Source organism: Mammaliicoccus sp. J-M40 (assembly GCF_022386395.1).
GTDB lineage: Bacteria > Bacillota > Bacilli > Staphylococcales > Staphylococcaceae > Mammaliicoccus > Mammaliicoccus lentus.
The window spans coordinates 1-25,009 of the sequence record NZ_JAJNIQ010000006.1; the positions used below are offsets into that span (position 1 = coordinate 1).

20 protein-coding genes, 1 tRNA gene and 1 other RNA gene are annotated in these 25,009 nt (G+C 33.5%); 6 read left to right on the top strand and 16 right to left on the bottom strand.

The genetic code is table 11. The features are described from left to right. Positions 1-272: 272 nt before the first annotated feature. The 9 genes from LQ688_RS08335 to treP all read right to left on the bottom strand — a co-directional run bounded on the left by LQ688_RS08335 (position 273) and on the right by treP (position 8,791). Positions 273-1,121, bottom strand: a complete 849-nt coding sequence (locus LQ688_RS08335; protein ID WP_017000884.1) for a patatin-like phospholipase family protein — start codon at positions 1,119-1,121, stop codon at positions 273-275. Positions 1,122-1,199: 78 nt separating this feature from the next. Next, the gene (gene recR / locus LQ688_RS08340) at positions 1,200-1,796 is read right to left on the bottom strand and encodes a recombination mediator RecR (protein ID WP_026023728.1); all 597 of its coding nucleotides are present in this window, start codon (positions 1,794-1,796) and stop codon (positions 1,200-1,202) included. Between the two features lie 2 nt (positions 1,797-1,798). Then, on the bottom strand, positions 1,799-2,119 hold the full coding sequence (locus tag LQ688_RS08345; RefSeq protein WP_017000882.1) for a YbaB/EbfC family nucleoid-associated protein: 321 nt from the start codon (positions 2,117-2,119) through the stop codon (positions 1,799-1,801). A 91-nt stretch (positions 2,120-2,210) separates the two neighbouring features. Beyond that, positions 2,211-3,902, bottom strand: coding sequence for a DNA polymerase III subunit gamma/tau (gene dnaX, locus LQ688_RS08350; RefSeq protein ID WP_239703897.1), 1,692 nt, complete (start codon positions 3,900-3,902; stop codon positions 2,211-2,213). 71 nt (positions 3,903-3,973) lie between these two features. After that, positions 3,974-4,507 (bottom strand): GNAT family N-acetyltransferase, encoded by a 534-nt coding sequence (locus LQ688_RS08355; protein WP_103268535.1) that lies wholly within the window; start codon positions 4,505-4,507, stop codon positions 3,974-3,976. A 92-nt stretch (positions 4,508-4,599) separates the two neighbouring features. Next, positions 4,600-4,868, bottom strand: an RNA gene (gene ffs / locus LQ688_RS08360) — signal recognition particle sRNA large type. Positions 4,869-4,913: 45 nt separating this feature from the next. Beyond that, positions 4,914-5,651: a trehalose operon repressor gene (gene treR / locus LQ688_RS08365; protein ID WP_017000879.1), complete on the bottom strand. Its 738-nt coding sequence runs from the start codon at positions 5,649-5,651 to the stop codon at positions 4,914-4,916. A gap of 32 nt (positions 5,652-5,683) precedes the next feature. Next, a complete protein-coding gene (gene treC, locus LQ688_RS08370; protein WP_103268536.1) occupies positions 5,684-7,327 on the bottom strand; it encodes an alpha,alpha-phosphotrehalase in 1,644 nt (547 codons plus the stop codon). Between the two features lie 27 nt (positions 7,328-7,354). Beyond that, positions 7,355-8,791 (bottom strand): PTS system trehalose-specific EIIBC component, encoded by a 1,437-nt coding sequence (gene treP / locus LQ688_RS08375; protein WP_103268537.1) that lies wholly within the window; start codon positions 8,789-8,791, stop codon positions 7,355-7,357. Positions 8,792-8,911: 120 nt separating this feature from the next. On the opposite strand from treP, the gene LQ688_RS08380 reads away from it, so the two are divergent. Next, complete coding sequence (locus LQ688_RS08380; RefSeq protein WP_103268538.1) at positions 8,912-9,658, top strand: serine hydrolase; 747 nt, start codon at positions 8,912-8,914, stop codon at positions 9,656-9,658. On the opposite strand, the gene LQ688_RS08385 is transcribed toward LQ688_RS08380, so the two are convergent. The 6 genes from LQ688_RS08385 to gltB all read right to left on the bottom strand — a co-directional run bounded on the left by LQ688_RS08385 (position 9,647) and on the right by gltB (position 18,839). Beyond that, positions 9,647-10,555 carry a C40 family peptidase gene (locus tag LQ688_RS08385; RefSeq protein WP_017000875.1) on the bottom strand — a complete coding sequence of 303 codons (909 nt, stop codon included), beginning with the start codon at positions 10,553-10,555 and terminating at the stop codon, positions 9,647-9,649. The two genes, LQ688_RS08380 and LQ688_RS08385, sit on opposite strands and share 12 nt — an antisense overlap. After that, positions 10,552-11,652, bottom strand: coding sequence for a dipeptide epimerase (locus LQ688_RS08390; protein WP_103268539.1), 1,101 nt, complete (start codon positions 11,650-11,652; stop codon positions 10,552-10,554). The genes LQ688_RS08385 and LQ688_RS08390 overlap by 4 nt, the downstream gene beginning before the upstream one ends. Before the next feature lie 17 nt (positions 11,653-11,669). Beyond that, entirely contained in the window at positions 11,670-12,587 is a 918-nt protein-coding gene (locus LQ688_RS08395; RefSeq protein WP_239703896.1) for a S66 peptidase family protein, read from the bottom strand. 132 nt (positions 12,588-12,719) lie between these two features. After that, positions 12,720-12,812 (bottom strand) — tRNA-Ser (locus tag LQ688_RS08400). Positions 12,813-12,872: 60 nt separating this feature from the next. Then, entirely contained in the window at positions 12,873-14,330 is a 1,458-nt protein-coding gene (locus LQ688_RS08405) for a glutamate synthase subunit beta (protein WP_064211300.1), read from the bottom strand. 15 nt (positions 14,331-14,345) lie between these two features. Continuing rightward, complete coding sequence (gltB, locus tag LQ688_RS08410; protein ID WP_103268541.1) at positions 14,346-18,839, bottom strand: glutamate synthase large subunit; 4,494 nt, start codon at positions 18,837-18,839, stop codon at positions 14,346-14,348. A 144-nt stretch (positions 18,840-18,983) separates the two neighbouring features. Here gltB and gltC point away from each other — a divergent pair, with 144 nt between their 5' ends. From gltC to LQ688_RS08430, 4 genes are all read left to right on the top strand, one after another. Continuing rightward, entirely contained in the window at positions 18,984-19,871 is an 888-nt protein-coding gene (gene gltC / locus LQ688_RS08415; RefSeq protein WP_103268542.1) for a glutamate biosynthesis transcriptional regulator GltC, read from the top strand. 15 nt (positions 19,872-19,886) lie between these two features. Then, the gene (locus LQ688_RS08420) at positions 19,887-20,498 is read left to right on the top strand and encodes a DNA-3-methyladenine glycosylase (protein ID WP_064204267.1); all 612 of its coding nucleotides are present in this window, start codon (positions 19,887-19,889) and stop codon (positions 20,496-20,498) included. A 71-nt stretch (positions 20,499-20,569) separates the two neighbouring features. Then, on the top strand, positions 20,570-21,685 hold the full coding sequence (locus LQ688_RS08425; RefSeq protein WP_017000868.1) for a YibE/F family protein: 1,116 nt from the start codon (positions 20,570-20,572) through the stop codon (positions 21,683-21,685). Then, complete coding sequence (locus tag LQ688_RS08430; RefSeq protein ID WP_017000867.1) at positions 21,685-22,452, top strand: YibE/F family protein; 768 nt, start codon at positions 21,685-21,687, stop codon at positions 22,450-22,452. The genes LQ688_RS08425 and LQ688_RS08430 overlap by 1 nt, the downstream gene beginning before the upstream one ends. Positions 22,453-22,670: 218 nt before the next feature. Here LQ688_RS08430 and LQ688_RS08435 read toward each other — a convergent pair whose 3' ends face one another. Then, entirely contained in the window at positions 22,671-23,600 is a 930-nt protein-coding gene (locus tag LQ688_RS08435; protein WP_103268543.1) for a VOC family protein, read from the bottom strand. Between the two features lie 177 nt (positions 23,601-23,777). On the opposite strand from LQ688_RS08435, the gene LQ688_RS08440 reads away from it, so the two are divergent. After that, positions 23,778-24,941: an MFS transporter gene (locus tag LQ688_RS08440; RefSeq protein ID WP_103268544.1), complete on the top strand. Its 1,164-nt coding sequence runs from the start codon at positions 23,778-23,780 to the stop codon at positions 24,939-24,941. Positions 24,942-25,009 lie beyond the last annotated feature (68 nt).

The following is a 25,009-nucleotide window of genomic DNA, read 5'->3' on the forward strand; positions in this document are numbered from 1 at the left end:
GGTTAAGCCAATCACTCTTTGAAGTACTTTCAGTACTCAAATTATTGGAATTAACGTTGACATATTGTCATTCAGTTTTCAATGTTCATTTTGCATCACAAGAAATAATTATACACGCTTCATTTGGTGAAGTCAACAACTTTTTAAAATTAATTTTTGAAGTGTTTTGATGTTTTCAATATCTCTCGCTCACAAGATATAACTATACAGGCTATACAACCCTTTCTCAAGCATCAAAATTACACCAAAACACTTAATGTACCCTAATATGATTATTTCTCTACATATTCTTTTAAATCTTTATAGATTTTTTCTGCATCTGCGTATCCTTCTCTATATAAAGCATCTAATTTCCTTGGATCTTTCTCTACTCTATCTACTGCTAGTGTGTTAGTTGGTCTTATTACAAAGATATTTCCTTTATCTTCTTCCTCTTCAATCCAATCTAATGTTTTGTTGTAATGTTTATATCTTAATTCCATTAAATGATTAACTTTAGGATAAGCCTTCATTCTAAATACTTTAGAAAACCTACTAGGTGTTTTTCTATATCCTTTTGGTCTTGTTAATATAAGAACGTTTTTAGTATATCCTTCTTCAATAGATTTCTTAATAGGAATAGGATCAACAATACCACCATCTAAAAGCGTGTGTCCTTTATATTGAACAGGGTTAGCCATCAATGGTAGAGAACTTGTTGCTTCTAATGCAGTTAATAAACTACCCTTTGTATCATTTTTATCAAAGTAAACTGCTTCACCCGTTTCGCAATCTGTTGTAACAACTACGAACTTCTCTTCAGCTTGATCAAACTTTTCAAAATCAAACGGTTCTAAATAAGTTGGAATATAGTGATAGACAAAATCCATCCCAAATAATTCTTTCCTCTTTATATAGTTAGATAAAGAAAGATATCTTTTATCTTTAATGTATTTAGCTGTCACACGATGATTACGCCTAAACTGTCTAGAAATATAACTAGCAGCCATAGAAGCACCAGCAGAAACGCCGATGTTATATTCAAAATATATATCTTCTTTTATAAAAAAGTCTAAGACACCAGCTGTATACATACTTCTCATGCCGCCGCCTTCTAAGATTAAACCTGTGTCTTTTATCATATTTACACTCTTTTCTAATCATATAATTGAACAAAAGCAACCTGCTACATATTTGTAAACAGGTTGCAAAATAATTCTTTAAATTTCAGTTCTGCCAGTAATAGCTTTAGAAAGTGTCACTTCATCTGCATATTCTAAATCACCGCCGACCGGTAAACCGTGAGCTAATCTCGTTGTCTTTATGCCTATTGGTTTAACAAGCCTAGAAATATACATTGCAGTGGACTCGCCTTCTATATTAGGGTTTGTCGCTAAAATGATTTCCTTTACTTCATCACTTTTCAGACGCTCTAGCAATGATGGTATATTAATGTCCTCTGGTCCAATTCCTTCCATTGGAGATATCGCACCGTGAAGTACATGGTACATACCATTATACTCGCGCATTTTTTCCATCGCGATAACATCTTTAGAATCTTGAACAACACATATAACTGAGTGATCTCTTTGTTTGTCTTGGCATATTTGGCAAGGCGAAACATCTGTTATATGGCCACATGTTTCACAATATGTTAATTCTCGTTTTACATCAACAAGTGCTTTTGCAAACGGAACAACGTCATCTTCTTTCATATCTAATACATGAAACGCTAATCGCTGTGCAGTCTTTGGACCAATACCTGGCAATTTCATGAAACTATCAATCAATTTCGATATAGGTTCTGGATAAAACATCATTACATCATTCCAGGGATGTTAAGACCTTTTGTATGTTTACCTAAACGATCAGCAGTTACTTCATCAGCTTTAGTCAAAGCATCATTTGTTGCAGCTAAAACTAAGTCTTGTAACATTTCGATATCTTCAGGATCTACTACATCCTCTTTAATAACAACATCTAAGATTTCTTTGTGTCCTGAAACAACAACTGTAACCATTCCGCCACCAGCTGTTCCTTCAATTTTTTCTTCTTTTAATTTTTCTTGTTCTTCAGCCATTTTCTTTTGCATTTTTTGCATTTGTTTCATCATTTGTTGCATATTTCCGCCACCGCGCATAATTTTGTCCTCCTAATATCTATTATAATTATTATAGAAAATTAATTTTTGTCATATTTATTATACATACCTTTGAAGTCTATGTCATGTATTACTCATCTGTTACATGAACAGTATCTTCGCCGAATAATTCTTGAGCTTTCTTAACAATATCCGCTTCTTCTTTGTTCTCTTGTTCTGGTTCATTTTTAGTTTCGGTTGAATTTGCTTTCTTTGATTGAATATATTGTTGCCTTACTTGTAGCCATTGAGAATTAGGAACACCCACTACTTTAACTGTCTTATTCACTATTTCACAGACTATAGATTCGATATGTTCTCTTTTCTCATCGTTCTTATTTACGATTTCGCAATGAATGTCTTCATCAAATTTAACAAGCACGTGATCTTCACTTGCAGCTACTGGTTCTGAATTTAATAACAAGCTGACTAACGCTCGTTGATCTTTCTGCTTAACTGATTCAATAACTGCTTGCCATTTTTCTTTTAATAAATTCAAATCATCTCTATTTGCATGATCTAATACACGTTCAATTTGACGTATTGAGAATACATGTTTCGATTGTTTCCTTGCAACACCTTGTTTGTTTTCAACAGGTTTCGCTTTTGGTTGTACACCGTTTTGAGAGAGTTGCGTGATTTGAGCTTCTAATTGTTTAATTTTATTCTCTACATCGCTAGAAATATTTTGGTATGGTTGCTCTTGTTGTGTTTCTTGTTGACGATTACGTGTAACCAGTTCTGTTAATTTCACAATCAATATTTCAATATGAACTTGTTGATTAATCGCAAAACGCATAGAAACAAGTGTATCATTTATACAATCAATCATTTTGTACATTGTATTTAAATCGATTTGGTTTAAAGCATGTTCTTCATCTTCTCGGTCAGTAGTCTTTGCTACAATAGCATCTCTAATAAAGTAAATCATATCATTAACAAGTCTATTAACTTCTTTACCACTAGATATAAACTCATGATATCTCATAAATGCTTGCTTGATATCTTTAGCAACGATATCTTGAAACAGAGCATTTAAAGCTGCTTTGTCCACACTGCCCGTAACATTCAACGCGTGTTCATGTGATAAATGACCGTCTCCAAAGGCAATCGCTTGATCCATAATACTTAAAGCATCTCTCATGCCACCTTCAGACACTTGAGCAATAAATGCTAATGCTTCCTGTTCATAAGTAATCTCTTGTTGATCAGCTACGAATGCAAGTCTATCTTCAATTTCTCCAGAATTGATTGCTTTAAAATCAAACCTTTGACATCTTGAAATAATAGTTGGTGGAATTTTGTGAGGTTCTGTTGTTGCTAATATAAAAATAGCATGACTAGGTGGTTCTTCAAGTGTTTTTAAAAGCGCATTAAAAGCTCCAGTAGTTAACATATGAACTTCATCAATAATATATACTTTGAACTTAGATTCGCTAGGTGCATACTTAACTTTATCTCTAATGTTACGAATTTCATCTACGCCATTATTACTCGCTGCGTCTATCTCAATAACATCTGAGTTAGTCCCTTGTGTGATACCTTTACAAATTGCACACTCATTGCAAGGTTCACCATTTGTATTTACTGTGCAGTTAATTGCTTTAGCAAATATTTTAGCAATACTTGTCTTTCCTGTTCCACGTGGGCCATTAAATAAATAAGCATGCGATTGCTTTCCTTTTTGGATAGCATTTCTTAATGTTTTCGTTACATGCTTTTGACCAACAACATCTGAAAATGATTGTGGTCGGTACATCCGATACAAAGCTTGATAATTCAAAATGGCACCTCCAAGTTTAATTCTTCATAACAACTATTATATCACGAATCAATATTTCTTCTTAATATAAATCATCGAAATTCTTCTGGAAAATGAACTATACCTCGTACTTCTTTGTTAGGATGGTCCCATAAATATTTGAACATAAAATCTTCGTTCTTAATTTCAAATGAAGGATAAATGTCAAATTCCGCTGCATTTCTATAACCTAGTTCGCGATAATATGTTTCATCTCCCATGACGACAACACCAATATAACCATTTTCATAAGCTCGATACTCTAAAGCTTCAATTAAAGCTTTACCAATCCCTTTATTTTGGACTTCTGGTAAAACTGATACTGCCGCTAAAGTTAGAACTGTATTACTATCTTCTTCTGAATCGACTGTTACTTCTGTCATCATCGCATGCCCTAGTATTTTTCCGCCTTCTGTCTTGGCAACTACTTCTAACTCGGCATTATAATGTGGAGATTTTCTAATTCTACCTATTAATTCATGTTCTTTCGCATTTACATAATCAGTATTTAAAAAAGCTTTTTTCACTACTTCTTTCGCTAATTCATATTCAGATTCTATAATCGTTCCGATATATAATTGCGTCATATATACTATATCCTCCTGATATAAGAAAAAGGGTGACCGAGGTCACCCTTTTTTGATTTATATATAATATGTTTAGTTGAATAAAAAATATACCGTGCACCTTTGCTTGGAACAAACATCACAAGCGTTACCTCAGTCGTTAGCTAAACTTCGGCAACCCTACGGCACATACAATGATCCACTTAATGCTGCTTCCTTCCGGACCTGACATGATTCATGGGTTTGTATTGCATAGGACCGACGTCTTCAGACACCACGTGCTGAGGGCAGACCTCACAATAATATGTCCGCGGCAAAGGAATTCAGTCTTGCTAAAGCGGATTTCAAGTACAGGGAACCGCTACCTCCCCACTTAGCACGGCACTTTATATAGTACAACAAAACCATTATACTTGGCAAGAAAAAACTATTGATCTATTACAGGTTTATTCAAAACCCTTCTAGAAAAATCGACAAATTTGAATTCTGTCGCAATATGTCTAGAGATATTATATTGAAATCTTTCAGCATTACTCAAATGAACAATACCTCTAACTGTAGCTGTATATAAAGGATCTAAATGTCCAAAATATCGTTCTTCTTTCTCTGTCATTTTTTCAAAAGTAATAGATTTATTTGAATAGCTTATTTCTACATTCATTTCATTTTCAATATATTGATAAATCGAATGAGACGCTACTTCTTTTGAAAGTTTGGGTATCACTTTGCAAACAAAGTAATCCTCATCCATGATATGAACTTTATTATTTTTTTGTCTTGTTCGAATTACGTGCCATAGCTTATCGTGATTATTCAATTCTAAAGCGTGTTGAACAATTGGCTCGTCTTCAGCATTGATAACTTCAAATACTTCAACTACCGTTTCATAGTCAAGACCTAGTCTATTATTAATTTCTTGGAAACTGATCATTTCAGATATTGGAAATTGAATAATTCCTTCATATATAACAACTGAACCTTTTCCACGTAACTTTTGTATATAACCTTTTTCTTGTAGAAGATTTAATGCTTTTCTTACTGTTTCTCTCGAAGTTGAATATATCTTTGTTAATTCATTTTCTGAAGGTAATTGTTGTAAGTGTGCATATTCACCATTTATAATTTTTTTACAAATTGACTGATAGATTTTCATATACTTATTCATTGTTTCACCTCTATACCTTCAAAACTTCATAGTTAAATGCTTTTTAAATTAACAACAAATGCATCAAAAGGCTCTAGCATATTGCCATTTAAATCATTATTAGCCACTATCAATTCGCCTTCCATATCAATATCCTCAGGTATTTCAACCTTATCATTTGTATAGTTAGCTACAATCAACCACTCTTCATTATCTAACTTTCTTTTGTAAATAAACAAGTCTGGATGATCCATATATAGTGGTTCTACATCTCCATACGTTATAATATCATGTTTATGACGAATATCAATTAACCGCTGATAAGTGTAGAAGATTGAATTCTTATCTTTAATCGCCGCTTCCACATTAATTTCTCTATAGTTATCCGGTATGCCTATCCAAGGCGTGCCTGTTGTAAAACCGGCATTTTCCTCATCTGTCCATTGAACAGGTGTACGTGAATTATCACGAGATTTTTGTCCAATAACTTTCATAATCGTATCTTCATCCAAGCCTTGATTCCTTAGACTACGATATGCGTTTAATGTTTCAATATCTCGATATTGATCGATTGATGTAAACTTAGGATCAGTCATACCTATCTCTTCACCTTGATAGATATAAGGTGTTCCTTGCAACATATGAAGTGATATAGCAAGCATTTTAGCTGATTTAACTCTGTTAGCTTCTGTTTCATCATTACCAAACCTTGTCACAACTCTCGGTTGATCATGATTACACCAGAAAATAGCGTTCCATCCATTACCTTTAGCAATATTAACTTGCCAATCCATCAGAATACGTTTTAATTCTATAAAATCAAATTTCATATCAGACCATTTCTCACCATTTTTATAATCTACTTTTAAATGATGGAAATTAAATACACTATTTAATTCTTGTCTTTCAGGGTTGGTGTATTTTATACAGTTCTCTATTGTAGTAGAAGACATTTCTCCTACAGTCATAATATCTTTATTTCCAAAAGTTTTTCGGTTCAATTCATGTAAATATTCATGAACTTTTGGCCCGTCCGTATAAAATTCTTTACCGATTTCCTCTGAATCTTCAAAAGCACCTTTAGAAATTAAGTTAATAACATCAAATCTAAAACCATCTACGCCGAAATCAATCCAATAATTTATCATTTCATAGATTTCTTCTTTCAATTGGTCATTTTCCCAATTTAAATCAGCTTGAGAGACGTCGAATAATCTTAAATAATAACTTTCAGTTTGTTCATCGTACTCCCAAGCGTTACCACCAAATTTAGATTCCCAGTTTGTTGGCGGCTCATCTTTAGTACCTTCTTTCCAAATATAATAATCTCTATACGGATTATCTTTAGACTTTCTAGATTCAACAAACCAATGATGTGACGTAGACGTATGATTAATCACAATATCCAGCATTACTTTAATGCCAAGTTTATGTGCTTCAGTAAGTAACTTTTCAATATCTTCTTTCGTACCAAAATCAGGATTGATTGCATAATAATCACTAATATCATATCCGTTATCATTCATTGGCGATTCATAAATAGGTGTTAACCATACATAATCTACACCTAACTTTTGTAAATAAGGCAATTTTTCGATAACCCCGTTTATATCCCCTTGACCATTGCCAGTCGTGTCGTTAAATGATTTCGGATATATTTGGTATACTACTGATTTTTTCCAATCTGAAACCGCCATGTTTATGAACTCCTTTATTTAATAATATTATTCTTGCACCATTTCTTTCGCTTGTTCTTTAGCAAATCTTGAGAATACCACTGTTAAAATAGCTGGTAACACCATAGCTATTAATGTAGCGATAATATATACACCCCAATATTCACGTGTTATAGAAATAATTGCCGGCACACCACCAACACCAACTTTTCCTAATACGCCGTTTGCGCCAATAAACGCACCTAGTAAACAAGATGAAACGATAGAGGCTATAAACGGGTATTTCAATGGTAAATTGACACCAAACATAGCTGGTTCAGTAACACCTAAGAAAGATGATATTCCTGAAGTCATTGCTAAACCTTGTTCTTTTGCCATTTTACGCTTTCTATAAATCAACCAAGCACCAAATGCCGCTGAACCTTGACAGATATTAGATATAGCTAAGATTGGCCATAAATAAGTACCGCCTATACTACTTCCCATCAGTTGGAAGTCTACTGCTAAGAACATATGATGTAAACCTGTAATAACAAGCGGAGCATAGAACAGACCATATACTGCGCCACCTAACCAACCTGCGCTATCAAATATTCCTTTAATACCATTCGTAATAAGTGTACCAAGTTCTAATGCTAAAGGTCCTATAATAATAAATGATAAGAATCCAGTTATTAATAAAGCGACCGGACCAACGACTAACATTTTGATTGAATCATGCACGCGTTTAGCTAAGAATTTTTCAATTACAGATAGTACCCATGTTGCTATTAATACCGGCAACACTTGACCTTGATAGTTCAATTGTTTAATTTCTAAACCAAACATATGCCATACTGGAATTTCATCTGATTTACCGCCACCAAGATCATATTGAGAAGCTAACTGAGGATGAACAAGTACAAGTCCTAATACTAATCCTAATATTGGACTACCTCCAAACACTCTCATAGCTGACCAACCAATAAGGGCAGGTAAGAAGATAAATGCTGTACTCGCAATAACGTTAATCATGTTTGCAAAATCAGCTAACCATGAATACTGGTCTACTAAAGATTTAGGACCAAATAAATCTTCAGCTGTTAACACATTATTTAACCCCATCAATAAACCTGCAGTAACGATTGCAGGTAAAATAGGAATAAATACATCACCGAGCAATTTAATTAATCTTTGCAAAGGATTCATTTTTTGTTCCGAAACTTTCTTCACTTCATCTTTAGAGCTTTCTCCAATTCCCGTTTCTTCTTGGAAAATTTTATAAGCTTCGTCAACTGTGCCTTGACCAATAACGATTTGAAATTGATTATTTGCTGCAAAAGACCCTTTCACTAAATCGATGTTGTCTAAAGCTTCTTTATTAACTTTACTTTCATCATTTAACACTAATCTTAAGCGGGTAACACAATGTGTGGCTGCATCTACGTTGTCTTTACCACCTATAGCATCAATAATCTGTTTCACTTCTTCTCTATTTACAGACATTGAACTCACTCCCCCTGTTTTTTATTACTTGAATTATAACTTGTATATACAAGTATGTAAAGGCTTTCAATTAATATTACTTTTATTCTGTAGTATGATTGAATAAAGGAGGTATAAATTATGTCATTTTTAACACATGAATATATGGAACACGATAACGTTTCATTAGAATTTGCTTCCGAGAATGAGACATTTTTAACAAATCACAACGAAAAGAAAATATTCGAATCAGCAAGTTTAATCAAAATTCCGATTATGATTTATATTTTTTCGAAGTTAAATAAAGAAGAAAGACAAGAAAATTTAAAAATAGAACATAAAGTGAGTGGGAGCGGAGTATTACAAACATTGGATATCCCGTACTTAAGCGTTAACGACCTTATTCAATTAATGATTGTCGTATCTGATAATACAGCAACAAATATATTAATTAATTACTTCGGCCAACAACATATCAATTTGTTTATACAACAAACTTTGAATTGTAAAAACACTGAATTAAACCGATTAATGATGGATGCTGAGGCGATAGACCAAGGTAAACAAAATTATACAACTTCTGAAGATATGATTAACATGCTTCGATATATCACTCAACATGCAAATGGAGATGATATGTTAGAAATTATGCGTCATCAACACTTAAATGATAAAGTTTCTATCTTTAAATCATTTTATGAAGATCAATTGATTTATTATTCAAAAACTGGAGAATACGACCATGTAGCAAACGATGTAGGCATTATACAATTTAAAGAAAAGTATTATTATTATAGTTTTCTTTCTAACACAGAAAATCCCGAAAAAGCGATAAAATTCTCTCACGATTTCGGGTCTTATATGATTCAATCTATATTAAAATGTTGATAGCCTAGCTGCTTTTACTAAGATTTTTTGATAATAACTACCTGTTAGTTTAACAATTTCAATACTTCTAGGTGTATGCGGTGCATGAATCATCATATCTTCACCCATGTAAATACCTACATGGGAAAGAAAACCTTTATCTTCAGGCTTACTGAAAAATAGTAAGTCTCCTGGCTTTAAAGAATGTTCATCTAAAGGAATATCCGTCATAGCTTCATATTGTTCATCTGCATCTCGAGGTATATTGAAATTCTGGCTTTTATACATGTGGAAACATAATCCAGAGCAGTCATAACCATAACTAGACATACCTCCCCATAAATAAGGTAAATCAATAAATAATTTAGCATTATCTATAACGCCTTGCATTGAACCTTGTTTAAATGCGCCAAATTCATCACTCAGTTCAATATCTTTGCCATCAATAAGTCCGATACCTTCTGGTGTCTCTACTTCGATAAATTGTTGATCTAATTTTAAGACAGGCAATACTGTATTAAATGATAAAATTTGTTTAGTTGTGAAATCTGTATTGAACAATGTAGTTTTTGGCACTTTGACGCGCATGCGCTGATTGGATGCTTTGATATTCATATCGCCTAGTTGGCTAGAAGGTATAAATCCTAGATAACCTTTATCATGTTGTTTGGATGGTTGTTCTAAACAGATAACATAACTCCATCCGTCTTGCTCTTCCAATACTTCAACCGCTTCACCATACAGTACCTGTGTGTCTATTCGACTGTCTTCAGTAAATGATAGTTTTTCTTCTAAATTAAGTTCCAACAACCATCGTTGGATATCAGCTGGGTACATAATACCATCACGATCTATATCTCGTGCTTTATCTGTATCTCTCCAAATTGTGCCAACGTTTACTCTGCAATACTTGATCATACACTCACCTTCTTAAGTAAAGATTTTCTATCAATTCCTAAACCATAACCTTTTGGCGCCGTCACTTTCGAACCATTATAAGCTATACCACCTACTACTTCACGATTAGAAACCATAAGAGGCGCATCGAAATCCACTCGTGTTACTTTATTGGCAGCTAAACTAAAGTGTAACGCTGCAGTTACTGAAACATGCGTTTCCATCATACAACCGACCATACAAGTAATATCATATTCGTTAGCTATTTCATGTATTTTACGCGCTTGATGAATGCCACCTGTTTTCATAAGTTTAATATTCCAGAGATTAATCGCTCCAACCTCAACTAATCGTTTAGCATCATGGACACTAAATAAGCTTTCATCTACCATTAGTGGAATTTGATAATCTTTTGTTAATTTACCTAATACTGAAAATTCATTTCTATTAACCGGCTGTTCTATACTTTCAATATTTAATGACGCTTCATCAAAATGTTTTAAAGCTTGTTCTGCTCCCTTTTCATTCCAAGCCTGATTAGCATCTACACTAAGCGTTGTATCTTTAGGTAAGGCAGCTCTTAAAGCTTTTAATCTATTTAAGTCTGTTTCAACACTATCTTTTCCGACTTTTATTTTTAAGTGAGTATATCCTTCTTGTATGTATCTAAAAGCATCTTTAACCATTTCATCTGCTTCATTTAAACTTACTGTATAACAAGTTTCTAATGATTTATTTCCCGGGTCATTATTTAAGTATTCATACAGAGGAGACTTCGCTTCTTGTGCAAGCAAATCATATAGAGCGATATCTATTGCTGCCTTTGCACTAGAGTTTCCTACTAAGGCTTCGTCCATTTCATCCAATAAACCAATAGATAATGGCCTATTGATCAGCAATGGTTTAAAAACCTCTTCTATAGCTGCTTCTATTCCACCTTTTGTATCTCCCGTAATAACATACGTTGGTACTGCTTCACCAACACCAACCATCTCTTTATGATTCGTTTCAATAAATACATAAATACTTTCTATAACATCAACAGTTCTAAGAGCTGTCTTAAAAGGCTTTTTCAAAGGCGTTTTATATCTATAGTATTTAATATCAGTAATAAACATACCCATCCCCCTTTGCATTAATAAACACCAGACTCAATTTGCAAAACCTTTTTATCTACATTTAATATTGCTTTAGTCCCAAATGGAATGCCAAAATGTGGTGTGCAATGGCCTATATACACTTCATTTACAGTAGGCTTATTTAAACTGCCTATAAAATGCTGTAATACTTCTTCCATTTTTAATGATTTCTCTGGCTTTTTAGGTTTACTATTAGTAAATGGACCAATTATAAATCCAATTGCATCGTCTAGCTTTCCAGCAGATTTTAATTGTTGTAAAAAACCATCTACTTTATATGGTTCTTCTCCTACATCTTCTAAGAAAAGTATTTTATCCTTTGTATCAATTTCATAAGGTGTACCTATACTAGATACTAAAAGCGATAAACATCCCCCTACTATCTCTCCTTCTACACGACCACTCACAAATGGTTTAAATCTTAACTGTTCTACAGGGTAATTTAAATCTTTACCTTCAAACAATTGTTCAAAGCTATTAATGGAAATATCATGATAATTCTCTCCAATATCAGAAGAGATCATTGGCCCTTGAAATGTTACTAACCCAGTTTCTTGTCTAATGGCATTATGTAAGCAAGTTATATCACTATAGCCCCATATAATTTTTGGGTGTTTTTTAACAAGATTAAAATCAATTTGTTCAACAATACGCGGTGTTCCATATCCTCCACATGCACATATGATGCCCTTTACTTCATCATCCATTAACATATCATGCAAACTTTTTAGTCTTACTTCATCTGTTCCCGCTAGATGACCATAAGTATCATGTATATTTTCCGCTAATTTAAAATGAATATCATATCGCTCTTCCAAACGTCCCAAGCCAATTTTTAAATGTTCTTGGTTCGGAGGGCTTGCTAAAGCAACAACACCGATTGTATCTCCCTTTTTTAATCTCTTCGCTTTCATTAAAACACCCCTTTTTGTCAGAATATTCTTATATTATAACAAAATTATAAAACATTTGTACAAAACAAAAAGCACTACCTACAAAAGTAGGTAGTGCTTGTTTATATAATAGTCTTGGATATTTAATAATAATGGCGGAGGAAGAGGGATTCGAACCCCCGCGAGCCGTTAAGCCCCTGTCGGTTTTCAAGACCGATCCCTTCAGCCGGACTTGGGTATTCCTCCAAATAAGACAATATTTATCTTATACCAAGCCAAGACTGATGTCAATAATATTTCAATAATTTATATTGTAATTTTTTCCTTTAACGCCTTATCTACTGCTTTTGCTACTGCACGTCCTTCTTTAATTGCCCAAACAACTAAACTTTGACCTTTTCTAGCATCTCCTGCAACAAATATTTTATCTTGATTTGTTTTAAAGTCTCTTTCATTAGCTACGATTTTATTACGATCAGTATTCAAGTTAAATGAATGAGGAACTAAATGTTCTGTACCTTCAAATCCTATTGAAAGTAATACTAAATCTGCGGGCCAATGACGTTCTGTACCTTCTACTATAACCATACCGTCATCTGTTTCTTTTAATACTTGTGTATATAGACCTCTAATATTACCGTTTTCGTCTACATCATACCTCATTGTTTGAATACCATAAGCTCTCGGTTCAAATCCAAATTTTTCACGATATTCTTTATGCGCATAATCTAGTTTAAATATAGGCATTGGTAATGGCCACGCAGTGTTTTGTTCCATTTTATCAGTTAATCGTACATATTTATTAAATTGGACTACTGATTTACAATCATCTCTTAGTGCAGTTGCCACACAATCTGCACCAGTATCTCCCGCGCCAATTACAATCACATTTTTCCCTTTTGCCGTTATTGTTGGTTCTTCAATTTCTCCCATTTGTAGTTGTGTTTGTTCAGTTAAATATTCCATTGCGAAATGAATACCAAAACTCATACGTCCTTCTAATTGTAAGTCTCTACCTTTTTGAGCCCCTGTACAAACGATAATAGCATCATATTGCTCATTAAGTTCTTCTTTCGTGATGTCTTTCCCTACATTAATGTCGGTCTTAAAAACAATACCTGCTTCTTCCATCAATTTAATACGGCGCTCAATAACTGATTTATCCAATTTCATACTTGGAATACCATACATTAATAGTCCTCCTGGTCTATGATTACGTTCATATACCGTGACTTGATACCCTAATAAATTTAACTCTTCTGCTGCAGTTAAGCCTGCAGGTCCACTTCCGATAATAGCGACTTTTTCTTCTAAACGTGTATTTGGAACTTTCGGTTTAACGATCCCCATATCGTATGCTTCATCTATAATTGTACGTTCTATACCTTTAATCGCTACTGAATCATTATTTATTGCTAACACACAAGATGACTCACAAGGCGCTGGACAAACACGTCCGGTAAATTCAGGAAAGTTATTAGTTTCAGACAATCTTTCAAAAGCTTCTTCGAAATCTTTTCTATATACTAAGTCATTCCATTCCGGAATATAATTACCTATTGGACAACCTATCGTATCTCTCCCAAATGATGAACCTGTTTGACAAAAAGGCGTTCCACAGTCCATACAACGTGCGCCTTGTGTCGAAGCATCTTCTGTAGTAAATCTTTGTTGGAACGGTTCATATCCATTAATTCTATCTTTTAAAGATAACTCATCCAATTGCTTTTTAGGATACTTCATAAAACCTTTAAATTCACCCATATTATGCCCTCCTTCTTAATAAACAGAAGCTAATTCTTCTTCATCACCTATAGATTTACGATCATCAAAGAACGCATTTAACAGTGCATCTTCTTCATTTTCTAGTTTATACTGTGAAATTTTCTGCATCATCAATTTATAGTCTTTGGGAATGACTTTTACAACTTTCTCCGCGATTAAATCAAAATCTTCTAACATGATTTTCGCCTTTTTACTATCTGTATATTTAACATGATCCTCTAGCATTAATTTCAAATTAGTAATTTCACTTTTATCTTTTAACGTTTCAAATTCTAGCGTGTCAAGTGCGTTTGTTCTTTTAAATGCATCTATGTCAGATGGAGCAACGTAACACACGCCACCACTCATACCTTGACCGAAGTTACGTCCAACATCACCTAAAATCACGACACGTCCACCAGTCATGTATTCTAGACCATGGTCACCCACGCCTTCTACAACCACATTTACACCACTATTTCTAACGCAAAAACGTTCACCAGCTCGTCCATTAATGTATGCTGTACCGCTCGTTGCACCATAAAAACATACATTACCAACAATAATATTATTTTCTCTTGCTTCGTTTGGAGCCTTTAAAATAAGTTTAGCGCCTGATAACCCTTTTCCGAAATAGTCATTCGCATCGCCAGTATGATGTAAAGTCATACCTTTAGGCGTGAATGCACCATAACTTTGTCCTGCATGTTTAAACGTTTTGACATAAATCGTATCTTCTGGGAGTCCAGGTTCTCCATGTACTTCCGTAATATAACTACCAGTTATCACACCAACATTACGCTCAATATTTCTAATATTATAGCTTCCAACAAATTTCTCACCATAATCAATAGAAGCTTTAGCATCATCATAAAGTTTAGACAAATCAAAACCTTTATCAAGTTGGTGATCTTGATCCATAATGCGATGTTTATCTCCTTCGATAACAAATAGTAATGCCTCTAAATCTAGCTCTTTCGCTTTAGGGTGTGTGTAGTAGCGTTCCGAAACTTCTAATAAATCTGTTCGACCTACTAACTCATCCATAGACTTAAGGCCTAATGAAGCTAAAATTTCTCTTATTTCCTCGGCAATAAAATACATAAAGTTTACTATATGGTCTGCTTTTCCAGTAAATAGTTTTCTTAATTCTCCATTTTGTGTAGCAATCCCTACTGGACACGTATCTTTATGACAAACTCTCATCATAATACAGCCAAGGACTACTAACGGTGCCGTGGCGAAAGCAAATTCTTCAGCGCCTAATGCACATGCTAATGCAACATCGCGGCCAGTCATTAATTTTCCGTCTGTTTCTAATGTGACACGGGAACGTAAACCATTTAACATAAGTGTTTGATGTGTTTCCGATAAACCGATTTCCCATGGTAGACCTGCATGTTGAATACTTGTCTTAGGTGAAGCACCAGTACCGCCGTCATAGCCACTAATAACAATTTTATCTGCATGAGCTTTTGCTACACCTGCAGCAATTGTTCCTACACCTGATTTTGAAACAAGTTTCACACTAATATCTGATTTGCGATTTGCATTTTTTAAATCATGGATTAGCTGTGCTAAATCTTCAATTGAATAAATATCATGATGTGGCGGCGGTGATATTAATCCTACACCAGGCGTTGAACCACGAACTTCAGCTACCCAAGGATAAACTTTAGTGCCTGGCAATTGTCCGCCTTCACCTGGTTTAGCACCTTGCGCTACCTTAATTTGAATTTCTTTAGAATGTTGCAAGTAATCGCTTGTAACACCAAACCTACCAGATGCAACTTGTTTAATAGCACTCATATAATTTGTACCATCCGGTTTCACGATGTAACGCTCTGGATTTTCTCCACCTTCACCACTGTTACTACGACCACCAATACGGTTCATTGCTTCTGCTAATGTTTGATGTGCTTCTTCAGATATTGAACCAAAACTCATTGCCCCTGTTTTAAATCTTGTTACAATTTGATCTGCTGATTCTACTTCTTTTAAATCGATTGCTTTTTTCTCTTTGAATTCAAGCAAGTTTCTTAAATGAGTCATTCTTTCACTATCAGCCGCTTCTGAATATTCTTTAAACATCTTGTAATCATTTTCTCTACACGCATGTTGTAATAAATGAATAGTTTTAGGGTTAAAGGCATGATAGTCACCTTGTAGTCTCCATTGGAACGTACTTCCAGAATTTAAATATTTAATATTTTCAGATTGTCTCGCTTTATTTTCTTGGTCTATCGTTTCAATTGAAATCCCAGATAGTTTAGACGGTGTACCTGTAAAGTACTTATCGATCACATCTTGGCCTAAACCTATCGCTTCAAATATTTGAGCGCCTTGGTAACTTTGAACAGTCGAGATACCCATCTTAGCCATTACTTTAATCAATCCTGCTGACAACGTTTGACTATACGCATCGATATTCTGCTCTACAGTACCTGTTAGTCTACCCGTTTCTGTTAAGTCTTCTATTGTATACTGTGCTAAATATGGAACAACTGCATTAGCGCCATATCCAATTAAAGTAGCTAAATGATGGACTTCTCGACATTCACCTGAATATGCAATGATACTTGTATCAAGTCGCTGACCAGTTCTAATTAAACTTTGATGAATATGACTAACTGCTAATAACATCGGCATAGCAAATTGGTTTTCTAAATCATTTACCGACTCATCTTCTAGTACTATTATTTCTGCACCATTTGCTACAGCTTGTGAAACTTTATGCGATAGTTCGTCTAAAGCATCTTCAAGCGATGTTTCATATACCGTAGAAATAAATTTTGTCTGATAAGTACTATTTTGGATTTTTTGAAGTTGTGCTTTAGACAATACAGGATGATTTAGCTGTATACGTTTCGTATTATCTTGATGGGGTTCTAATAGATTACCTTCTTTGCCTAAATAAACCATTTCACTCGTTACAATTTTTTCTCGATATGAATCAATTGGTGGATTGGTAACTTGTGCGAAGTGTTGTTTAAAATAATTAAATAATGATTCAGGTTGTGTACTCAATACTGCAACTGGTGTATCAAATCCCATAGCACCAATCGGGTCTTTTCGCTCACTAACTAACTCCGTCATATATTTATTGATTTCTTCTTTTGTATAACCAAACCTTCTTTGTAATTGGAATAATTGATCTTGACTTGTTCTTGATGGTGTCGCTATGACGTCGTTAATATTTAAATCTTGTTGACGTACCCATTCTTCATAAGGATATTCGCTTGCTATTCTTTGTTTCAATTCGTTATTTTCAATAACTTTATTTTCTTTAAAATCAACAAGTAATAATTTTCCTGGGTTTAATTGACCTTTATATAGAACATGCTCTTCATCAACATCAATTACTCCAACTTCAGATGAGAAAATAATTTCATTTGAGTCAGTAATTGTGTATCGACCTGGTCTTAATCCATTTCTATCTGTTAATGCTCCTAATTTATCACCGTCACAAAAACTAATCATCGTTGGTCCGTCCCATGGTTCCATCAAATAACTGTAATATTCGTAGAAAGCTCTAATTTTAGGGTCTTGTGTTTCGTTGTATAACCATGGTTCAGGTATAAGTAACATAGCCGCTTGCTCTGGTGGGATACTTAAACTTAAAAATTCAAGCGCATTATCTACAATAGAAGAATCACTACCAGATTCGTCTAAAACTTCTCCAATTTTATCTTTAACATCTCCAAAAATCGTTTCTATTAATTTATCTTGGCGCGCTCTCATCCAATTCACATTACCTTTAATCGTATTGATTTCACCATTATGCATCAATAATCTATTAGGGTGAGCTCTTTTCCAACTCGGAAATGTATTCGTACTAAATCTTGAATGAACTGAACCGAATTTTGATTCATATGCATCATCTAATAAATCGACATATAATCCTTTAATTTGATCCGATCGCAACCAACCTTTATATACAATCGTTCTTCTAGATAAACTTGCAAAGTATAAATCTAAATTTTGCTCTTCACCATAACGTTCAATTTGTTTACGAGCAATAAATAACGAACGATCAAAATGTTCGCTCGTTTTATTTTCAACAAAAACTTGTTGTATTGCTGGCATTGTTTCTGCAACATGATCAGTTAATACAGAAGTATCTACTGGTACGTCTCGATACGTTATAACTTTTAAGCCTTCTTCTTCAAAGAAAGCATTGAACTTTTTTTCGTGAATACTACCCGCAATCTTTTCATCTGTAAAAAACATCCCTACTGCATAATGTTCTTCAGATGGTAATTTTAACTTTAGCTTCTGTTTAAAATAGAGGTGAGGGACTTCTGTCATAATACCAGCACCATCGCCAGTAATACCATCAGCGCCAACTCCACCTCTATGATCTAATCTGCAAAGCATTTCAATTGATTTCAGTACAATATCATGTGACCTTTTATTATCCATATTGGCGTAAAAACCAATTCCACAAGCATCATGCTCATCTGCTGAATCATATAGGCCAAGTCGTCTTCTATCTTTTTTTAATGACATACTACATCACCTCGAATTTAAAATTTCAGAATCTTCTCTAATTTATAGTTAACATCATACTTTAATGTGACTTATCTTAACAATATATAAAATAGATGAAATATATCTAAAAATTAGATAATATAAATTTAAGAGGTGGAAAGCGTGGAAATTAAACAGTTAATATATTTTAGAGAAGTCGCACAACGGGAACACATTTCAGAAGCTGCATTAGAATTAGAAATTGCTCAATCAGCTATTAGCAGACAAATTGCAAATTTAGAAAAAGAACTCAATACAGTTTTATTTTTAAGAGAAGGTAGAAATGTAAAATTAACTGAACGTGGTGAATTACTACTATCTTACGCGAATCAAATTTTAGATTTAGTAGAAGAAACTACTGAATTATTTATTCATCAAGACCAGACTGATAAGAGAGCTATTAGACTAGCTTATACTGAAAGCTATGTTGCACAAGCCTTACCTGCAATTATTAAATCGTTTGAACAAGAACATAATATAGAAATAAGACCGATGCTTATGACACCTATAGAAATTGAAGAAGCTCTAAACGCTCATCAAATAGACATCGCACTTTGTGAACTAACACCTAAAATGATGAATAATAAAAACACTATTAAAAACACTTTGTTTGAAGAAACTTATAATTTATATGTTCATAACAACAATGATTTATCTATGAACCCGAAACCACCATTGTCTCAACTCAGTCATCAATATATTTATTATTACAACACACTGCCGGATCAAATCGCACAACTTATAAGGAAGCATGCTTCACAAAAAGTATATCGAATTTCAAATCCAACTTTATTAAAACAAACACTACTAGCTGAGAAAGGTGTTTTAATTATCGCTGATTATTTAAGTGGTGGTATAGAGGATGAACACCTTGTTAAAATACCTCTTACGCACACAGAACTGAAAAGAACAATTTATATCGTCTATCAACAGAACAACCAACATGCGCAATTAAATGCATTCGTCAATTTTGCTCAGACTTTACTTCATAGACAAACGACTTATCATTAGGAGGTAATTAAATCAATGGACTTTATTAATAGAACAACCGAAGAGATTGCTCAGGACTTACTAGGGGTAAGACTGATTCATGAAACTGAAGACTTAACTTACACAGGTTATATTGTAGAAACAGAGGCATATGTAGGTATTCACGATCAAGCTGCACATTCCTTTAACGGGAAAAATACAAAGAGTGTCAAATCGCTATATTGTGAAGGTGGCACAATTTATGCTCATAGTATGCACAAACAGTTGCTCATCAACTTCGTTACACAAACTGAAGGTGAACCTCAAGGTGTGTTATTAAGAGCTATAGAACCTGAAAATGGCATAGAACAAATGGAAATCAACCGTAATCACAAGACGGGTGTGGAACTTACAAATGGACCTGGGAAATTCACACAAGCTATGCAAATATCTAAATCACTAGATGGCACAAAAATTGGAGCGGGCAGTCTTAAAATCGATACGATGAATCGAAAGTACCCTAAAAACATCGATACATCTGCTCGCATTGGCGTACCTAACAAAGGTGAATGGACAGAAAAACATTTAAGATTTACTGTTGCGGGGCATCCTTATATTTCGAGAGCGAGAAAGCGTGATACATTACCAATAGAACAAACATGGAAATAGTTTGAATTCACATTTTTTCATACGTATACTATACGTTATTCAATACAAATTAAAAGTGATGGTGCAATGATATGAAACAGCAATTCAAAACGAGTTTAAAGAAACCTTTCAATATAGCGATATTAGCTTTCATCGTATTATTAATAGGGGCTTTAATCTTCACAAAATATAACGCGCAATTTTATAAGACACCTATTGGCCACATCACAAATATTACGGATCAAAAAAGTAAAAATACAGTTGACCAAAATAAAAACAAAGATATCGTACATACCGAAAACATAAAATTAAAAATTGTTAATGGAAAATATAAAGGCAAAACATTAACCGTACCTCATAAATACACAGACTCACTTACTGACTCTGAAAAGTACCGTAAAGGTGATGAAGTTCTCATCTCATACACTGGTGAAGAAAGCTCTGCAATTATTAAAGGCTTAAAACGAGATACGTCTGTCGTGTTTATGACCGGATTATTTTTATTCACTTTACTCATGGTTGGTAGAAAATCTGGCCTTTATTCAATTATCTCGTTGTTTATAAATGTATCTGTCATTTTAATAATGATTAATTATTTCATGAAAAATGATAATCAGCATTTCTTTATTTTAATGGCTATAACCGTTATTTTTTCTACTATCATTTCGTTACTTTTAGTCAGTGGTTTTTCAAAAAAGACATTCGTTGCAATTCTTTCAACATTGCTCGGCACTTTTATCAGTATAGGAATTTCTCAACTGATTATGACTTTAACAAACAGCAATGGCATCAAATATGAAACGATGAGCTTTTTAACAATTCAACCAACACAAATATTCTTAGCTTCCATCTTAATCGGTTCTTTAGGAGCCGTTATGGATGTTGCCATCACACTCACAAGTTCGTTATATGAAATAAAGGCGCAACATCCTACAATATCTATGAAGCGGTTAAAGCAATCTGGTATCAATATAGGTAAAGATATTATGGGTACAATGACCAACATACTATTCTTTGCATATTTATCCGGAAGTATCCCAATGGTTATACTTTATTTTAAAAACAACAATACTGTAACGTATACACTATCGATGAATTGGTCCCTTGAAATTTCAAGAGCTTTGATGGGCGGGATAGGTATTGTCATCACGATTCCTATTACGATTTTTATCGTGATGTTATTTATGCAGAGAGAGGAGGCTAAATAATGGATACTACTTTCATTTTAGCTGTTATCCTTCTCATTTTAATGATTTTAGTTGGAGGCAAAACAGGATTCCGTTCATTTATAACATTATTCTTAAACATATTCACATTATTTATCGCAATATTACTTATTATCTATAAAGCACCAATCTTTATCGTGCTTATCATCTTTTGTTTATTAATAGCATGCATCAATTTGTTCTATATCAATGAATATAATACAAAAACACAATCAGCATTTTTAGCTACAATAATAACAACGCTCATTCTCATAGGATTAATATACTTTATTGTAGATATATCTATGTTGCAAGGTTTCACAGAAGAAGAACAAGATGAAACTTATATCTTTTCGATGAATATCGGTATTAACTATGCACAATTAATGGTCTTTACCATCGTTTTAGCTGTAATTGCAGCTGTAATAGATTTAACAATTTCTATCAGTTCTCCTATGTACGAGCTATATGAAGCACAACCAAATATATCTTTAAAACAACTCTTTAAATCTGGACTTACTATAGGTAGAGATATATTATCAACAACAACAAACACAATATATTTTGCTTATATAGGCGGACAAATTACATTGTTCTTTTGGTTTGGAAAATTAAATTATACATTTGGAGAAATTATAAACGCTAAAATATTTGCAGCTGAAATCATTTCAATATTATTAGGTGGTATAGCAGTCAGTATCGCTATTCCTATAACGTCTATCATCACAGTACAATTAATAAAAAGACGCAATAAATTAAATGAACATTAGAGTATGTAAAAAAGTTCGAAAATAAACTCCTTACTCAAAATAATGGGAGTGGGACTAGGGTTGGAAAAAGCTTGATATAAGCGCATTTTCAATCCAGTCAGCTACTGCCATTATAATAAAAGAGGCTGAGACAAGTATTTATGTCCCAGCCTCATTTTTTATAAAACTTTCGATTTTGTTCGTTCTCAAGAACATTTATCTTCTGAATTCTTTTCTAATTAAATAGGCTCTAAATTTGATTCAATTTCTTCTCTCTTAGACTCTAAGAAATTTGGTAAATCTAATTTTTCTCCTAGTTGATCAATATCATCGTATGGGACACCCGGTCCTTCTGTAGCAAATTCAATTAATATATGTGAATGTCTGTAGTACAAGCTTTTGAAGAAATCTCTATCTATTATGCCGGAATGTACGACATTCTTACTATCTAATAGCTCTTTTACTTTCTTTAACTCTTCTTCATCCGCGACTGATAAAGCAAGGTGGTGAATACTACCTTTACCCGGTTTTCCTCTTTTTCCTTGTTCTTCAACTAGTACGATATCACTATACAATCCTTCTTGATCTCTTGTATAAAGCAATTCACTTTCGGAATCAGCGACATCAAAGTTTAAATCATTTTCCAAGAAGTTTTTCATATCAGTAACTTGGTCCATTTTAAATTCTATTGGCCCCATGCCCATAATCTGGTGTTCTTTCGGAACATCTGAATAACTATTATTACGCCAATCTTGAGGCGTCCTTCTATCACCGTTCGGTAACAATACCATTTCTAGACCTTCATGGTCACGAAAATGCAGTGCCATAAGCCCATTGTAAATGCCAATCGCATCATGGTCGACGTCCATTTCTTCAAAGCGCTCTTTCCAATAACTTAAACTTTCTTCACTAGGTACAAGCAATCCTATTCTAGATATACTATTCGTACCTTTGTAAGTTTGACCCATCGACTTTAACTCAAAAAATGTTAATGACGTTCCAGGTGTGCCAACTTCATCTCCATAAAATAAATGGTACATAGATGTATCATCTTGATTGACTGTCTTTAAATACAATCGTAAACCAAGTTTGTTTACATAGAAATCTTTATTTAACTTCGCATCTTTCGTTAACATTGAAATATGATGATGCCTTAATATTTCTACCATAATTGTACCTCCTATATATTTAAGTACATTATAACTGTTTCATTATCCATGCACAAAAATACAACTCACTTTATACACCGTTCGCAGTGGACTCAGTGAGAGGGTAGTCTTAATATGCATATTTTTCGAAAAATCATTTTTTTAAATGTATGATTAAAAAATAAGGAGAGATGCGTCATGACAAGTGAACAGAAAAAGAGATCAATTTCTTTGTTATTAGCTGGTTTTATTATTTTTTCCAGTTTATATGTAACTCAACCGATATTTAATGGCTTAAGTCACTATTTTGATGTTTCGTTATCTGATGTGAGCTTAACACTTTCTATTTCTACTTTTATGCTAGGTGTCGGATTAGTTATCGTTCCAATGTTAAACAACATTGAAAAAAAACGTATGATGTCTATCTCTGTATTATTAGTGAGTATACTTTCTTTGATTAGTGTATTTGTTAAGCAATTTGAAGTTTTCTTAGTGATTCGAGGATTAATGGGTTTAGTACTTAGTGGCGTTCCTTCTACTGCCATGGCATATATTGCTGATGAAGTTCATAAAGACCGTGTAAGTAAGGTTATGGGTTTATATGTTGCAGGCACAACGTTTGGTGGTATGTCTGGACGTGTCGTTGTCGGTATTTTAACTGATCTATTCAATTGGCAAATTGCAATTGGTGCATTAAGCGTAATTAATTTAATTTTTGCTATTTTGATGGTCTCTTTATTACCTGTATCAAAAGTCCAAACTCCGAACTGGATTTCCCCTAAACAACATTTGCTTAAATACATTAAATTATTAAAAATTCCAGCAGTTTTAAAAACAATGTCATTATCATTTTTATTAATGGGTACATTCGTGACAATTTACAGTTATATTACTGTTAGATTTGAACAACCTCCATTCTCTTTAAGCGAATCCACTATTGCTTTTATATTTATACTTTATTTAATTGGTACATATAGCTCTATCAATTTCGGTAAATTAAGTATTAAACTTGGTGTTAAAAAAGCTTACGCACTTGCCATTACCATTATGATTGTAGGAATTGCCTTAACATTCATCACATACTTACCTATTGATATTGTAGGTTTAGCAGCAATGACATTTGGATTCTTTGGTGCACATTCTATTCAAAGTAGTTATATAGCGACACTTACAGAATCAAGCAAATCTCATGCGTCTACATTATATTTACTAGGATACTATGTAGGCTCAAGTTTATTAACAATATTAGGCGGTTATATCTATGTACATTTAGAATGGTTAGGCATTGGTATATTGTCACTACTCTTAACCTTTATAGCTGTGTTCATTAGCCGTTCTCTATTTAGAGATAGCACAACTTAAATAATTTATTAATACAAAAAAAGTAAAGACATCTACAGTGTGTAAATGTCTTTACTCTTTTTTATTGT